Origin of the sequence: Pantoea sp. AG702, assembly GCF_003182295.1 — a bacterium.
Lineage (GTDB): Bacteria > Pseudomonadota > Gammaproteobacteria > Enterobacterales > Enterobacteriaceae > Pantoea > Pantoea ananatis.
Genome location: NZ_QGTU01000009.1, coordinates 75825 through 90721, shown reverse-complemented (window position 1 = coordinate 90721; position 14897 = coordinate 75825). Strand labels below are relative to the sequence as shown.

Genomic DNA, 14897 nt, shown 5'->3' with positions numbered 1-14897 from the left:
CTAGTTATCATCAGGCTTATAGTACTGTACGCCAATCTGGATCCGCTCGCGACCACTGGCAACGCGATGACGATTGGTATCCCGTAGGGAGTAAACACAACCGCAATATTCCTGCTGATAAAAACTCTCACGCTTACTGATTTCAATCATGCGTGCCGATCCGCCGCCTTTACGCCAGTTGAATTCCCAGTAGGACAGATCGGGATAATGTGCGGCAGCACGGACGCCGCAGTCGTTAATTTGCTGCATGTTCTTCCAGCGGGAAATCCCCAGTGAACTTGTGATCACCGGGAAACCATTTTCATGGGCGTACAGCGCCGTGCGCTCGAAACGCATATCGAAGCACATGGTGCAGCGCTCACCGCGCTCCGGTTCCCACTCCATCCCTTTGGCACGTTTAAACCAGTCGTCACGATCGTAGTCCGCATCGACAAACGGCACGCCAAACTTTTCGGCAAAGCGGATATTTTCGTCTTTGCGCAGCTCATACTCTTTAAGCGGATGGATGTTCGGATTATAGAAATAGATGGTGTATTCAATGCCGGATGCCAGCATCGCCTCCATGACTTCTCCCGAACAGGGCGCGCAGCAGGAGTGCAACAGCACTTTTTTATGGCCGCCCGGTAAGGGTAGCGGTTGTCGCTCGTAGGGCTGAGACATAAGCACCTTCAATCAATGTAATCAAAAGCGCAGTGTAATGCCGGGGCGTGGATGTTGCAAAATTTCACGCTGACGGGCTGCCATTATCCCTGTCAGCCCGTCAGCGTTGCTGCAACCTTTACCTCACCACTGAAGCGTTTTGCCCGCGTAGTCCAGATAGTGGTGGCCGCCACGTCCCCGACTGGCGGTTAACTGCGTGACAATCCCATTGGCGCTTTCTTCAGGCGTGAGCGGTGCCGCATCGCCTCCCATATCCGTTTTGACCCAGCCGGGATGCAGGGTTAGTAGCGTGCCGTTTTGCGCGGCCACCGGTCTGGCCAGCGAGCGCGTGAGCATATTAAGAGCCGCTTTGCTGGCTGAGTAAAGTGGCGCTTCTGCATGTCGATTCTCATTCAGGCTGGCAAGTTGAGATGAGGTTAACGCCAGTACGCCGTGTTGCTGGTTCAGTAACGGCAGCAAAATTTCTGCGGTTCGTATCGGCGCAACGGCATTGGTCATAAACAGCTGGATTAGCTCAGCATCGTTGCTCTCTGACAGCTTCTGATGCGCAGGCCCGTAAATGCCGGCGTTGATCAGAATCGCGTCAAAAGGCTGCCCGCTCAGCCCAACCGCAAATTGCTTGACCGCCTCGGTCTGCGTCATATCGAGCCGACGCCAGTCAACCTGCGGGATTTCTCCCTGTGGGGGAACATCACTGCGATGGGTTGCCGTGACCTGCCAGTTGTTGGCCGCAAACGCCTTGACGACCGCCAGTCCTATGCCACGTGATGCACCAATCACTAACGCTTTGCCTTGATAAGCCATAGAGTTTCCTCGTTGATGAACGCAGTAAACAGCGTAGATACGTATTGGCAAACACACTGCATCATCAATGCTATTTTGCATTCAGAAAGCATTGATGGGGCAGTGAATACTTACGAACAGAGGTGTTGCTGTATTATTCAATTAGCTGGTCTGGCGGGGATGAATGGTCACCTTCACGACTTTTCTCAACGCTCTGCGGATGGTCTTCGCCCATTGACAGTGCCGTTGCGCTGGCGGGATCAAACAGTGAGAAGCTTTCAATCTGATCCACCATGATGACTTTTCGAAATGCCATCGCGTTTTTCGGCTCAGAATCCAGTGTGATGTCGTGCTCGGCATACCAACTGCTGTAGTTATGCTCGACCGACAGTTTCAGCGTATGGCTGTCGCGGTAGCCGCTCAGCATCGGGATGAGCACGATATTGGCCGTGCGCTCATATTCAAAGGTGGCAGCGTGTACCATGCCGATATAAATACGACGGGATTTTAAGGTGATCCACGCCAGCTCTCCTTCTTCCATGCACTGGAACAGCATCTGTTCAACACCATTGGATCGTGAAAGCTTCTGATAAAGATCTTTGCGACCTGACACGTTCAGTTGTGCGCTGCCTGCCCAGTTTGACCGGTAGAGACAGAAGAGGATGGCAAAGCCCAGCATGATTACCACTGGGGCCTGAATACCGAGAAAACTCCAGTTCATGAACTTCATTTGCAGTTGCAAATGATCGCCAGGAAACGCATACAGGAAATTGGAAACGCTTGAAATAATAAACAAGATAAACCAGATAAGGGCGGTGACGAAAACGCCCTGCAGTACAAAAATACAGCCGTAAAGTGCGACAAGAAAATAGACATCCCATCCTGAAGAACGACGCATTTTGAAACGGCTGGACAGATCCCGGCTGGTGTACCAATAACCACTCACCATCAGTACCATAAAAATTGCGGTTCCCACCTCAAACTCCCTTTAAGGTATTGACGTGCCGATTAAAATCTTCCTTTACTTCATCACTGAGAATATTGACGGCAGCATTGCCATTTTCATCAATAATTATGCGCTCACCATCCGCAATGGAGTCGTTTATGTCCTGGCGGCTCATTATCTGCAGGAATTTATCCGGGCTGGCGAACAAAGAACGAACGAAGCTAATCATGATGTGTCACTTAACGAGTCAAAAAAGCAAGTATGTGACTGAATCGTGTTTACTGCCATTTTATTGCCGGTAAACATTCTTAAAAGTCACTTTAGCGAAGCGGTAATCAGCCATAATTTTTTCTGCATGCAAAAGGCCGCCGTTTTTAAAAAATCACGCCAGAAACAGGTTATTTTAACGCTGAATTTTCCCCTTCGCGGCCACCGCTGATTTTTGCTTTACCTCACTCCCTGGGGTTCAAAACGCGACCTGAAAAACCGATCGTCTCTGGCTGGCCCTCAGCATGACGAGTAATGTCTCCGCATCGTTCAGGCCACTCAGGCCTTGTCCTCAGACCTCGTAGCGCAACGGCCGTAACCGCGCTGACCGGGTCCGCGCCGTGCTGAACCGTTTTCTTCACCTGCATCACATTTCCCGCCGATTTTGTTGCCCCAATGTGATGCAGGTTTCAAATATGTTGCACCCTAATTGCGCCAGATTGATGGACGGGCTATTCACTCCTCTCACTCCCTTTACTGAATCCTCTGACGTGCCGCTTATTTTCATACACCTCAGAAATATGGCATGCATTGTGCTTGTTACCTGACTAACAACGCAGCGGGCAATGACAGCCAGGTAACATTGAGGACAACATGAGCGCGAACGAAGCCCTGTTCAAAAAAATCGAAGCCGCTTTTAGCCTGCAAACGCCAAGCGAAAAGCGGATTAGTTCGTGGCTGTTAAGTCATCCCGAGCAAATTCCGTTTGAAACGGCTGACAGCATCGCCCAGGCGACCGGTACCAGCGGTATAACCGTAGGACGTTACCTGCGTAAGCTGGGATTTAAAAACCTTGATGATGTGAAAAACCTGCTGCGCGACGTCCCCAATACGCCCTACAAGCAATGGGGGGTTATTGACCGTCTTGATTCCTGGGAGCAGCAACGCACCCTGCCCGACCTGTCCAGCCAGTCCCTGCAGATGGAGCTGGATGCCATTCGCTATGTCTATCAGCTGGCCCAAACGGATACTTTCCGCCATATCAGCCAGCAAATCGCGGATGCCGACACGGTCATCGTGCTGGGTATTCAGTCTACACGCGGCATTGCCAACACCTTTTTCAGTCATCTGGAATATTTGCGCCCGCGCGTTACCTACGCCGATGGCAGCTCAGGCAGCTGGCTGGAGTCGCTGAATTCCGAGTCTTCAAGGCCTTACGTCATTCTTACCGATACCCGGGCCTATTCCACTGTAGCAAGGCAGTTTTGCCGGATTGCCACCGAGCGCAAGGTCGCGATGGCGCTCGTCACCGATATCTGGTGCCCATGGGCGCGTGATTACCCGGTTGATCTGCTTCAGGTAAAAACGGATACCGCCAATTTCTGGGACTCTCTTGCGCCCATCAGTTGCCTTTTCAACCTGCTGCTGTCTGCCATCGTGGAACGACTTGGCCCGGCGCTTTCTGAGCGTCTGGCACAGAACCGACTGTTGCAGCAGGAATTTGGCCAGTTTGAACATTAACAAAACAGGGATTACAGCATGATGCAGGAAACAGAGTTGGTCGATATTGCAGCGGCCTTTCCCGCGCTCACTATCGACCTGAAATATGCCACCGCCGATAACATCACAGGAAAGCCCATCTACAGCGTCGCCCGCTGTCTGCTGCACCCCGATGCGGTCAGCGCGCTGGCGAAAAGCATCGCTATCGCAAAAGTGGCCGGATTGAGTCTGCTGGTGCTAGATGCCTATCGCCCGCAAAAAGCCCAGGAGCTGCTGTGGCACGCCTGCCCCGATCAGAATTACGTGGTGCCTTTATCGCAAGGATCCAACCATAGTCGTGGTACCGCCATTGACGTCACGCTGGTCGATGCCGAAGGTCAGATCCTGGATATGGGTACCGGATTCGATGAAATGCAGGCGTTGTCCCATCCCTATCATCCCGACGTACCGCTAACGGCTCAACGTAACAGGCTGCTGCTTAATGCCGTGATGTTTGGCGGCGGCTTCACTGGCATTGCCACGGAATGGTGGCATTTCGAATTACCGGAAGCGGCCCGTTATCCGCTGCTCAATGATGTTTTTACCTGCATATCCCCAGCCCAGACTGACGGAGTATTACCATGAAAATGACGCACACAACACCCGGCTATTTTCGCCCTTTGTTACTGGCCATGACCCTTGCTGCCACCACGACATCCGTCCTGGCGGCGGTTCCCAAAGACATGTTGGTGATAGGTAAAGCTGCCGATCCCCAGACGCTTGATCCTGCCGTGACTATCGATAATAACGACTGGACCGTTACCTATCCTGCCTACCAACGATTGATCAAATACAAAACCGAGGACGGGAAGGGTTCGACAGACGTTGAAGGCGATCTGGCAGAAAGCTGGCAGAGCAGCGAGGACGGAAAGGTGTGGACGTTTAAATTACGTCCCGGCGCCGCGTTTGCGGATGGGTCAGCCGTTAACGCGGAGGCCGTTAAGCTGTCGTTTGAGCGCCTGCTGCGCATTAAGCAGGGGCCTTCAGAAGCGTTCCCGTCCGATCTCAACGTTGAGGTCGTGGACCCGCTTACCGTGCGCTTCACACTGAAGACGCCGTTTGCGCCTTTCCTTTACACTCTCGCTAACGACGGCGCTTCCATCATCAACCCTGCCGTGCTGAAAGCGAATGCCGCTGACGACGCGCGCAGTTATCTGGCCGACCATACCGCGGGCTCTGGCGCCTACATGCTGCAGCGCTGGCAGAAAGGTCAGCAGCTCGTGCTGGTGCCGAATCCACATTTCTCCGGACCTAAGCCTGCCTTTAAGCGCGTGTCCGTAAAGATTATCAGTGAAAGTTCGGCCCGACGCCTGCAGCTGGCAAAAGGTGATGTGGACATTGCGGATGCCCTGCCGATGGACCAGTTTGCCGCCCTGAAAAAGCAAAATGAGGTGGCAGTGCGGGATTATCCCGCTCTGCGCGTGACCTATCTCTATCTCAACAACAGTAAACCGCCTCTGAACCAGCCCGATTTGCGCAGAGCGATCTCCTGGGCCACCGATTATCAGGGAATGGTGCAGGGCATTCTGGGCGGCAACGGTAAACAGATGCGTGGACCGATTCCGGAAGGCATGTGGGGCTACGATGCCAAGGCCATGCAGTACAGCTTTAATCTTGCGAAAGCCAAAGCGGAGATGGATAAAGTGGCCACTAAACCGCAGTCGCTGTCGTTCCTCTATTCTGACAACGATCCCAACTGGGAGCCGATTGCCCTGTCGATGCAGGCCAACCTTCAGGCTATTGGCATCAATGTGAAGCTGGAAAAACTGGCCAACGCCACCATGCGTGAGCGCATCGGTAAAGCAGACTATGACATCGCGATTGGTAACTGGAGCCCGGACTTCGCCGATCCCTACATGTTTATGAATTACTGGTTTGCGTCAGACAAAAAAGGCCTGCCGGGTAACCGCTCCTTTTATTCCAACCCTGAAGTCGATGCGCTGCTGAAAAAAGCGGTATCGACCACGAATCAGGCTGAGCGGACTGCAGATTACCAGCAAGCGCAAAATATCGTGATTAACGATGCAGCTTACGTTTACTTATTCCAGAAAAATTATCAGGTTGCGATGAACAAATCGGTTAAAGGCTACGTGTTTAACCCGATGCTCGAGCAAATATTTAACATCGCCACCATGCATAAAGAATAACACCGCTCACGCCCGTTCATGCAGGGCCTGCCTGGCCCTGCTGAGGAAGACATGATGAGTTACTGGAGTTTATTAAGACAGCGTAGCTGGGGACTGCTGTTGGTGGTCGCCGGCGTCTGCGTCATTACATTTATTATTTCGCATCTTATTCCCGGGGATCCTGCCAGGCTGCTGGCGGGCGACCGCGCCAGTGATGAAATCGTCCAGCACATCCGTCAGCAGTTGGGGCTGGATTTACCGTTATGGCAACAATTTATCCGTTATGTGGAGCAGCTGTTACATGGCGACCTGGGCACCTCTATCCGGACAGGTCGCCCGGTCCTGGACGATCTGCGGGCGTTTTTTCCCGCGACTCTGGAACTGGCCTTTTGTGCCCTGACCATCGCCCTGCTCGTTGGCGTGCCGCTGGGCGTGCTCTCTGCGGTGTATCGTAACCGCTGGCTCGATCATCTGGTTCGTCTGCTGGCGCTGACCGGGATTTCCACACCGGCCTTCTGGCTGGGCCTGGGGGCGATCGTGCTGTTCTATGGCAAGTTAAACCTGCTGCCCGGCGGCGGACGGCTGGATGACTGGCTCGATCCCCCTGCGCGCGTTACCGGCTTCTATCTGATCGATGCCCTGCTGGAAGGCAACATCGAAGTCTTCTTTAATGCGCTTCAGCATCTGATCCTGCCTGCCACCACCCTGGCCTTTGTTCACCTTGGCATTGTGGCGCGCCAGATTCGCTCGGCCATGCTGGAGCAGTTGAGCGAAGACTATATTCGTACCGCGCTGGCCAGCGGGCTGCCGAAATGGACTATCGTCGTGCGCTATGCCCTGCCCAATGCCCTGATTCCCTCCGTAACCGTACTGGGCCTGGCATTAGGCGACCTGCTGTATGGTGCAGTATTAACCGAAACCGTGTTTGCCTGGCCAGGTATGGGCGCGTATGTGGTGTCTTCTATTCAGGCGCTTGATTTCCCGGCGGTGATGGGCTTCGCCATCGTGGTTTCCTTTGCTTACGTGCTGGTAAACCTGTTCGTGGATCTTCTTTATCTGTGGATTGACCCGCGAATGGGTCGGGGAGCGTAGAACATGATGATAACGCAAGAGCAGCCCGCCGTGCGTCAGGTAAAACCCAGCCTGTTCGCCTGGAAACGCCGCCTGTGGATGCTAAGTAAAAGCCCTCTGACCCTGTTGGGTGCCGCCATCATCACGCTGATGCTGGGATTAATGGTGTTTTCACCGTGGATTGTGCCGCACGATCCCAACGCCATTAGCCTGACCGATCGCCTCCAGCCACCCAGTGCCGCGCACTGGTTCGGGACTGATGAGGTGGGGCGGGATCTGTTCAGCCGTGTCCTGGTGGGGAGCCAGCAGTCGATCGCGGCAGGGCTGGCGGTCGTGCTGCTGGCAGGCATAAGCGGCTCGTTACTGGGCTGTCTGTCCGGCGTATTAGGTGGCCGCAGCGATGCGATAATTATGCGCCTGATGGACATCATGCTGTCTATTCCTTCTCTGGTACTGACCATGGCGCTGGCTGCCGCGCTGGGGCCGAGCCTGTTCAACGCCATGCTGGCTATCGCCATTGTGCGCATCCCTTTCTATGTCCGGCTGGCGCGCGGTCAGACGTTAATCGTCAAACAGCATACCTTTGTTGAAGCGGCAAAAACGTTCGGTGCTTCGCGCTGGCACCTGATTAGCTGGCATATCCTGCGCAATGCTCTGCCGCCCTTGGTGGTGCAGGCCTCCCTGGATATTGGCAGCGCCATTTTGATGGCGGCCACGTTGGGTTTTATCGGGCTGGGCGCTCAGCAACCGACGGCGGAATGGGGGGCAATGGTGGCTAACGGACGTAACTATGTTCTTGACCAGTGGTGGTACTGCACCTTTCCCGGGGCCGCGATTTTGATCACAGCGGTGGGATTCAATCTGTTTGGCGATGGCATCCAGGACCTGCTGGACCCCAAAGCGGGAGGACGTAACTGATGCAAGAAAGAATTCTGACGATCGAGGATTTACGTCTCAGCTTCCCGGTTTATCAGGGAGAGGTGAACGTGCTGAATAGCGTATCAATGCACATCAATCGCGGCGAGATTGTGGGCGTTGTCGGCGAATCAGGTTCGGGGAAATCCGTCACCGCCATGCTGGCGATGCGGCTCATTCCGGAACACAGCTATCACATCAAAGGCGGCAGGCTGGAGCTGGCGGGTCAGGATGTCCTCGCCGCCAGTGAAGTGGACATGCGCAAAATGCGCGGCAATCGTGTTGCCATGATTTTTCAGGAGCCCATGACCGCGCTGAATCCGACCCGCCGCATTGGCAAACAGATGGTCGATGTGATCAGACAGCATCGTCCTCTGTCTGTCCGTGAGGCAAAAGCCCGGGCGCTTACGCTGCTGGGCGATATGCAAATTGCGGATGCGAAGAACGTTATGGAGCGCTATCCCTTTGAACTGTCAGGCGGAATGCGTCAGCGCGTCATGATTGCCCTGGCCTTTTCCTGTGAGCCAGACCTGCTGATTGCGGATGAACCCACGACCGCACTGGATGTTACCGTTCAGCGGCAGGTACTGCGCCTGTTGAAACAAAAAGCCGAAGCGACCGGCACCGCCGTGCTGTTTATCAGTCACGATATGGCTGTGGTTTCACAGCTGTGCGATCGGATCTACGTTATGTATGCCGGGTCCGTCATTGAAAGCGGCGTCACTGAAACCGTGCTGCGTTCACCACGCCATCCCTATTCCATTGGTCTGCTGGCCTGCTCGCCTGACGCGATTGAACCGCGTGCTCCGCTGGCATCCATTTCCGGCACCGTGCCTAATCTGGCCTGTTTACCCGCAGGCTGTGCCTTTCGCGATCGCTGTTTTGCGGCAGGAGAACGCTGCACCACCACGCCGCGCTTGCATACTACCGACAACGCCGCGCAGCAGGTTGCCTGCTGGTATCCACAACAGGAGGCGCAGCATGTCTGACGCTCTGCTTACGCTGCAAAACGTACATGTCACCTTCCCGGCCAAAAAGAACTGGCGCGGCAAAGTCATGGAACAGGTCCATGCGCTGAATGGCCTGGATATGGAGGTCAGACAGGGAGAAACGCTGGGGATTGTTGGCGAATCCGGCTGTGGAAAAAGCACCCTGGCGAAACTGTTGATGGGCATGCTCAGCCCAACCTCAGGCCAGCTCGAACTGGCAACAGCGCCTGCCGATAACCGGGGACGTCGCATGCAAATGGTGTTTCAGGATCCGCTCTCTTCACTCGACCCCCGCCTGCCCGTCTGGCGCATTATCACCGAGCCGGTGTGGATTCAGTCGCGTGCTTCAGAAAAAACGCGGCGCGCGTTGGCGGAATCACTGGCTCACCAGGTCGGTATTCGCCCCGAATATCTGGACCGTCCGCCGCATGCGTTTTCCGGCGGCCAGCGTCAGCGCATCGCGATTGCCCGGGCCCTGTCATCGCAGCCCGATATTATCGTGCTGGATGAACCGACCTCGGCACTGGATATTTCTGTTCAGGCGCAGATTCTGAATCTGCTGGTAGAACTGCAAAAACAGCAAAACCTGACCTATATCCTGATATCGCACAACGTGTCGGTCGTGCGCCATATGAGCGATCGCGTTGCAGTCATGTATCTGGGACAAATTGTGGAGCTGGGTGAAACACAGCGCGTCCTTGACGCCCCGCAACATCCTTATACCCAGCTACTGATGGCGTCCGTGCCGCGCATCGGCGCAGTGTTGGATGGCGCGCCGCTGAACACCGAGCTACCGGGTAACCGCCACCTGCCAACGGGATGCTATTTCCGCGACCGCTGTCCGCAAGCCACCAGCGGCTGCGAGGCGCCTCAGTTACTTCTGTCGCAGGAAAAAGGCAGCGCGGTGCGATGCTGGCAGGCACAAAACCGGGGTCAGGCATAAGCCACAACGAGAACAGATGGCCCAGGCAACGCCTGCGCCATTGAGCGATAACGCATGCAGGATAACGATCAACATGAAAATTATTGTACTCGGCAGTGGTGTCGTGGGCGTAACAACCGCCTGGTATCTGCAGCAGGCCGGACATCAGGTGACCGTGATTGATAAAGAAGCCGGTCCGGCATTAGGCACCAGCGCGGCCAATGCCGGGCAAATTTCCCCAGGCTATGCCGCGCCCTGGGCCGCGCCGGGCGTTCCCTTAAAGGCGGTGAAATGGATGGTACAGCGTCATGCTCCCCTTTCCGTGCGCCCGGATGGCTCACGTTTTCAGCTTGCCTGGATGATGCAAATGCTGAAAAACTGCAATCCGCAGAGTTACGCCGAAAATAAGGCCAGAATGGTCAGGCTGGCAGAGTACAGCCGGGACTGCATCAGAGCACTGCGGGCCAGCACGGGCATTGAATATGAAGGGCGTCAGGGCGGCACGCTGCAGCTGTTTCGCACCGCTCAGCAGTTTGACAATGCGGCACGCGATATCGCCGTGTTGCAGGACGCCGGCGTTCCTTATCAACTGCTGGAAGCCTCACAACTGGCCGAGGTTGAACCGGCGCTGGCGGCGGTTAAGCATAAGCTGACCGGCGGGCTGCGACTGCCTAATGACGAAACCGGCGATTGCCAGTTATTTACCCAGCGGCTTGCGGCAATGGCGCGCGAGGCGGGCGTCGACTTTCGCTTTAACACAACCGTGGATGCGCTGCTGACACAGGGAGACAGGATCAGCGGTATGACCTGTGGCAGCAAAACGCTGACGGCGGACGGATACGTCATGGCGCTGGGTTCGTACTCCACGCCATTACTCCGGCCACTCATGTCTGTTCCGGTTTACCCACTCAAAGGCTACTCGCTGACGATCCCCATTGCCGATGCGTCAGCCGCGCCGGTGTCCACGGTGCTGGATGAAACCTACAAAATTGCCATTACGCGCTTTGATGATCGCATTCGCGTGGGCGGTATGGCGGAAATTGTGGGATACAGCAACACCCTGCTGCCTGCCAGACGGCAAACACTCGAAATGGTAGTGAACGACCTTTATCCCCGTGGCGGTCGCGTTGAGCAGGCAACCTTCTGGACCGGGTTACGTCCCATGACGCCTGACGGCACGCCCATCGTCGGCCATACACATTTCAGCAACCTGTGGCTGAATACCGGCCACGGTACGCTGGGCTGGACGATGGCCTGCGGCTCCGGCCAGCTGTTGAGTGATGTGATTTCAGGCAAACCGCCCGAGATTGCCCATGCGGACTATGCGGTTTCGCGTTATGCCTGAGTGCAGGGCGAGATGGCGACCTTACAGCGCCTGGGCACAGGCCCAGGCCGAACTCCAGGCCCACTGGAAATTATAGCCGCCGAGCCAGCCGGTCACGTCCACCACCTCACCGATAAAATACAGCCCCGGTACGTCCCGCGCTTCCATTGTCTTCGATGACAGTTGAGTAGTATCAACGCCACCGAGGGTCACTTCGGCGGTGCGATAACCTTCGGTGCCGTTAGGCTGAACCTGCCAGCCATGCAGCGTCTGCACCAGCTCTGTTTGCTGCTTGCGGTTAAGTTGCTTCAGCGTCACATCCGGCACGACGTTCATATCCTGTAGGACCTCCACCAGGCGCTTGGGCAGAATTTTCGCCAGGCTGTTTTTCAGGCTCAGATTCGGATGCGCCTCACGTTGAATCGTCAGGAAATCCTCAAGACGGGTGGCCGGAGAGAGGTCCACAGTGAGGTATTCGCCCGGCTGCCAGTAGCTGGAAATCTGCAACACTGCCGGGCCGGACAGGCCGCGGTGGGTGAACAACATCGCCTCTTTGAACAGGGTGCCGTCTTTTGCCGCAATGGTCGTATCCAGCGCAACGCCTGACAGCGTCTGCAACTGTTCCAGGAGTGGTTTATGTAAGGTAAAGGGCACCAGCGCCGCGCGCGTGGGCAGCACCTTCAGCCCAAACTGCTCAGCAATTTTATAGCCAAACGGTGATGCACCCAGGCCCGGCATGGAAAGGCCGCCACTGGCAATGACCAGCTTCTCAGCCTGAACCGCGCTGCCGTTGAGCTGCAGGCTGTAGCCCGCATCATCCCGGGTTACGCTAAGTATTTCGCTGCGCAGCCGAACGGTGACACCACCTTTGTCACATTCGGCCATTAATAAATCGACCACCTGCTGGGCAGAATCATCGCAAAACAGCTGCCCCAGGGTTTTCTCATGCCAGGCGATACCGTGGCGATTCACCAGATCGATAAAATCCCATTGGGTATAGCGCGCGAGGGCCGACTTACAAAAGTGGGGATTATTCGACAGGTAGGCGGCCGGTTCAGTGTAGAGATTGGTGAAATTGCAGCGCCCACCGCCCGACATCAAAATCTTGCGTCCCGGCTTCTTGCCGTTATCCAGCAGTAATACGCGGCGACCACGCTGTCCGGCCTGCGCAGCACAAAAAAGCCCGGCAGCGCCTGCCCCAATTACGATAACGTCAAACTGTTCCACTGCTTTTGCCCACCTGGTAAGAGAGGGGCAGATTGTAGTGATCTGCTCCTGTGGATGCCAGTGTCAAAATTTTGCCGTAAATATGTCACAATGTAACCAGCTAATTTTTAAAGCTTTTGTATCTGTTCACCGGGTTAATTGACACTTTTAGTCCAAATCATGACTATATTTTCCTTTCCCAGACAGCATGTTGTCGCGGATAATGCGCCGCGTTCATGTCCTCCAAAAATGGCGTAACGTCTATGCTACATCTGTTTGCTGGTCTCGATCTTAGCACCGGCCTGTTACTGATACTTGCTCTGCTGTTTGTATTGTTTTACGAAGCAATTAACGGCTTTCATGATACGGCCAACGCGGTTGCGACGGTCATCTACACCCGTGCCATGCGGGCGCAGCTTGCCGTTTTAATGGCAGGCGTCTTCAACTTCTTTGGTGTATTGCTCGGCGGATTAAGCGTGGCTTACGCTATCGTGCATATGCTGCCTACCGATCTGCTGCTGAATGTCGGATCGGCCCACGGTCTCGCCATGGTCTTTTCCATGCTGCTGGCGGCGATTATCTGGAACCTGGGTACCTGGTATTTGGGCCTGCCCGCGTCCAGTTCCCATACCTTAATCGGCGCGATTATCGGCATTGGCCTGACGAACGCGTTGATGAGCGGCACATCGGTCGTTGATGCGCTTAACATCCCGAAAGTGCTGAATATTTTCCTGTCTCTGATTCTTTCCCCTATTGTCGGACTGGTGATTGCGGGCAGCCTAATTTTTCTTCTCCGCCGTTACTGGAGTAACACCAAAAAGCGTGCGCGTATTCATATGACGCCCGCCGATCGCGAGAAGATTGATGGCAAGAAAAAACCGCCTTTCTGGACGCGCACGGCACTGATTATCTCCGCCATTGGTGTCAGTTATTCACACGGTGCGAACGACGGGCAGAAAGGCATTGGCCTGATCATGCTGGTTCTGATAGGCGTTGCGCCAGCCGGCTTCGTGGTGAATATGAACGCATCGGGTTACGACATTACGCGTACACGGGATGCGGTCAATCATCTTGAGCAGTATTATCAACAGCACCAGGCCTCACTGAACCACATCATCGAGATGGCGCCGCCTAAGCTGCCCACCCCGGAAGAAGTGGCGCCGGTATCATCGACAGAGTTTCATTGCGACAGTGCTCGTGCGCTGCAGGCCGTGCAACGTGCTCAGTTGCTGCTGAATAACCTGCAAAGCTACAGCGATCTGTCCGTCGAGCAGCGTAGTCAGATGCGTCGCCTGCTGCTGTGTATTTCCGACACCGCCGATAAAGCGGCGAAGCTGCCGGAAACCTCTCCAGACGATAAACGTTTCCTGGGCAAGCTCAAAGGCGATCTGTTGAACACCATTGAGTACGCGCCGGTATGGATCATCATGGCGGTTGCGCTGGCATTAGGCGTCGGCACCATGATCGGCTGGCGTCGCGTGGCCACCACCATCGGTGAGAAAATTGGTAAGAAGGGCATGACCTATGCGCAGGGCATGTCTGCGCAGGTGACGGCAGCCGTGTCGATAGGCATCGCCAGCTACACCGGCATGCCGGTCTCCACCACGCATATCCTCTCTTCTTCCGTTGCCGGCACCATGCTGGTTGACGGCGGCGGCTTGCAGAGCAAAACCATCAAAAACATCGCCATGGCGTGGGTATTTACCCTGCCGGTCTGTATTTTGTTGTCGGGTTCGCTCTACTGGATAGCGCTGAAACTCATCTGATTCGGCGGCATACCAGGGCGACTTCGGTCGCCCTTTTTAATGCCAGATTGCCAGCGCAATCAGGCTGATAATCACCAATCCACACAGTGAACTGGTTAAGATAAACAGACCTCTCACCCGCTCACACCGGCGAATGAATTCGTCGTCATGATGATCAAGATAGCGCCTTGCCCAGATGTAACGCACCAGCCGCACCTGCTTGCCGGGCTGACCATGGGATGTGAAAAACCCCGCGCCATCAACATACTGATAAAGCAGCGGATCACAGCCACGCAGAACCACCAACAGCGCACGCAGCGATGAGAAATAGCGCGCCATATTCACAATACATACCACACAAAGAGCCCAAAAAAGCGCGATAGTGCTGATCATGTCATCCTCCTTACCGGCACCGCAGCAGGGTGCTGAGCGCGCACCCTGTTGAACAGTCCCTGCAGAATTAG

15 protein-coding genes are annotated in these 14897 nt (G+C 55.2%); 9 read left to right on the top strand and 6 right to left on the bottom strand.

What is annotated here, in order from left to right:
* The 4 genes from DFO57_RS19640 to DFO57_RS22940 all read right to left on the bottom strand — a co-directional run bounded on the left by DFO57_RS19640 (position 1) and on the right by DFO57_RS22940 (position 2618).
* Complete coding sequence (locus tag DFO57_RS19640; RefSeq protein WP_014594818.1) at positions 1–660, bottom strand: epoxyqueuosine reductase QueH; 660 nt, start codon at positions 658–660, stop codon at positions 1–3.
* A gap of 123 nt (positions 661–783) precedes the next feature.
* Entirely contained in the window at positions 784–1464 is a 681-nt protein-coding gene (locus DFO57_RS19635; RefSeq protein WP_019106367.1) for an SDR family oxidoreductase, read from the bottom strand.
* Positions 1465–1597: 133 nt separating this feature from the next.
* Positions 1598–2419: a hypothetical protein gene (locus DFO57_RS19630; RefSeq protein WP_110015621.1), complete on the bottom strand. Its 822-nt coding sequence runs from the start codon at positions 2417–2419 to the stop codon at positions 1598–1600.
* A 1-nt stretch (position 2420) separates the two neighbouring features.
* Positions 2421–2618, bottom strand: a complete 198-nt coding sequence (locus DFO57_RS22940; RefSeq protein WP_013027591.1) for a hypothetical protein — start codon at positions 2616–2618, stop codon at positions 2421–2423.
* Positions 2619–3250: 632 nt separating this feature from the next.
* Between DFO57_RS22940 and DFO57_RS19620 the strand changes: the two genes are divergently transcribed.
* The 8 genes from DFO57_RS19620 (at position 3251) to DFO57_RS19585 (ending at position 11503) form a co-directional block, all read left to right on the top strand.
* Complete coding sequence (locus DFO57_RS19620; protein WP_014594820.1) at positions 3251–4117, top strand: MurR/RpiR family transcriptional regulator; 867 nt, start codon at positions 3251–3253, stop codon at positions 4115–4117.
* An 18-nt stretch (positions 4118–4135) separates the two neighbouring features.
* Positions 4136–4720 (top strand): D-alanyl-D-alanine dipeptidase, encoded by a 585-nt coding sequence (ddpX, locus tag DFO57_RS19615; protein ID WP_019106364.1) that lies wholly within the window; start codon positions 4136–4138, stop codon positions 4718–4720.
* Entirely contained in the window at positions 4717–6282 is a 1566-nt protein-coding gene (locus tag DFO57_RS19610; RefSeq protein ID WP_064372849.1) for an ABC transporter substrate-binding protein, read from the top strand. Before ddpX ends, DFO57_RS19610 begins: the two co-directional genes overlap by 4 nt.
* Positions 6283–6336: 54 nt before the next feature.
* Positions 6337–7353 (top strand): ABC transporter permease, encoded by a 1017-nt coding sequence (locus DFO57_RS19605; RefSeq protein ID WP_029569247.1) that lies wholly within the window; start codon positions 6337–6339, stop codon positions 7351–7353.
* A 3-nt stretch (positions 7354–7356) separates the two neighbouring features.
* Positions 7357–8250: a D,D-dipeptide ABC transporter permease gene (ddpC, locus tag DFO57_RS19600; protein ID WP_110015620.1), complete on the top strand. Its 894-nt coding sequence runs from the start codon at positions 7357–7359 to the stop codon at positions 8248–8250.
* Positions 8250–9236, top strand: a complete 987-nt coding sequence (locus DFO57_RS19595) for an ABC transporter ATP-binding protein (protein WP_013027597.1) — start codon at positions 8250–8252, stop codon at positions 9234–9236. The genes ddpC and DFO57_RS19595 overlap by 1 nt, the downstream gene beginning before the upstream one ends.
* Complete coding sequence (locus DFO57_RS19590) at positions 9229–10179, top strand: ABC transporter ATP-binding protein (protein ID WP_072138373.1); 951 nt, start codon at positions 9229–9231, stop codon at positions 10177–10179. The genes DFO57_RS19595 and DFO57_RS19590 overlap by 8 nt, the downstream gene beginning before the upstream one ends.
* A gap of 73 nt (positions 10180–10252) precedes the next feature.
* A complete protein-coding gene (locus DFO57_RS19585; protein ID WP_110015619.1) occupies positions 10253–11503 on the top strand; it encodes a D-amino acid dehydrogenase in 1251 nt (416 codons plus the stop codon).
* Positions 11504–11524: 21 nt separating this feature from the next.
* Here the strand turns inward: DFO57_RS19585 and DFO57_RS19580 are convergent, their stop codons facing one another.
* Complete coding sequence (locus DFO57_RS19580; protein ID WP_014604810.1) at positions 11525–12709, bottom strand: NAD(P)/FAD-dependent oxidoreductase; 1185 nt, start codon at positions 12707–12709, stop codon at positions 11525–11527.
* Between the two features lie 242 nt (positions 12710–12951).
* Here DFO57_RS19580 and pitA point away from each other — a divergent pair, with 242 nt between their 5' ends.
* Positions 12952–14454: an inorganic phosphate transporter PitA gene (pitA, locus tag DFO57_RS19575; protein WP_128574381.1), complete on the top strand. Its 1503-nt coding sequence runs from the start codon at positions 12952–12954 to the stop codon at positions 14452–14454.
* A 36-nt stretch (positions 14455–14490) separates the two neighbouring features.
* Here pitA and uspB read toward each other — a convergent pair whose 3' ends face one another.
* Entirely contained in the window at positions 14491–14826 is a 336-nt protein-coding gene (gene uspB, locus DFO57_RS19570) for a universal stress protein UspB (protein ID WP_014604809.1), read from the bottom strand.
* Between the last annotated feature and the right edge of the window lie 71 nt (positions 14827–14897).

Excerpts from the sequence above, each read along its gene's own strand:
- DFO57_RS19640 (WP_014594818.1), bottom strand. The coding sequence starts at position 660 with ATGTCTCAGCCCTACGAGCGACAACCGCTACCCTTACCGGGCGGCCAT.
- DFO57_RS19635 (WP_019106367.1), bottom strand. The coding sequence starts at position 1,464 with ATGGCTTATCAAGGCAAAGCGTTAGTGATTGGTGCATCACGTGGCATA.
- DFO57_RS22940 (WP_013027591.1), bottom strand. The coding sequence starts at position 2,618 with ATGATTAGCTTCGTTCGTTCTTTGTTCGCCAGCCCGGATAAATTCCTG.
- DFO57_RS19620 (WP_014594820.1), top strand. The coding sequence starts at position 3,251 with ATGAGCGCGAACGAAGCCCTGTTCAAAAAAATCGAAGCCGCTTTTAGC.
- ddpX (WP_019106364.1), top strand. The coding sequence starts at position 4,136 with ATGATGCAGGAAACAGAGTTGGTCGATATTGCAGCGGCCTTTCCCGCG.
- DFO57_RS19610 (WP_064372849.1), top strand. The coding sequence starts at position 4,717 with ATGAAAATGACGCACACAACACCCGGCTATTTTCGCCCTTTGTTACTG.
- DFO57_RS19605 (WP_029569247.1), top strand. The coding sequence starts at position 6,337 with ATGAGTTACTGGAGTTTATTAAGACAGCGTAGCTGGGGACTGCTGTTG.
- ddpC (WP_110015620.1), top strand. The coding sequence starts at position 7,357 with ATGATGATAACGCAAGAGCAGCCCGCCGTGCGTCAGGTAAAACCCAGC.
- DFO57_RS19595 (WP_013027597.1), top strand. The coding sequence starts at position 8,250 with ATGCAAGAAAGAATTCTGACGATCGAGGATTTACGTCTCAGCTTCCCG.
- DFO57_RS19590 (WP_072138373.1), top strand. The coding sequence starts at position 9,229 with ATGTCTGACGCTCTGCTTACGCTGCAAAACGTACATGTCACCTTCCCG.
- DFO57_RS19585 (WP_110015619.1), top strand. The coding sequence starts at position 10,253 with ATGAAAATTATTGTACTCGGCAGTGGTGTCGTGGGCGTAACAACCGCC.
- pitA (WP_128574381.1), top strand. The coding sequence starts at position 12,952 with ATGCTACATCTGTTTGCTGGTCTCGATCTTAGCACCGGCCTGTTACTG.
- uspB (WP_014604809.1), bottom strand. The coding sequence starts at position 14,826 with ATGATCAGCACTATCGCGCTTTTTTGGGCTCTTTGTGTGGTATGTATT.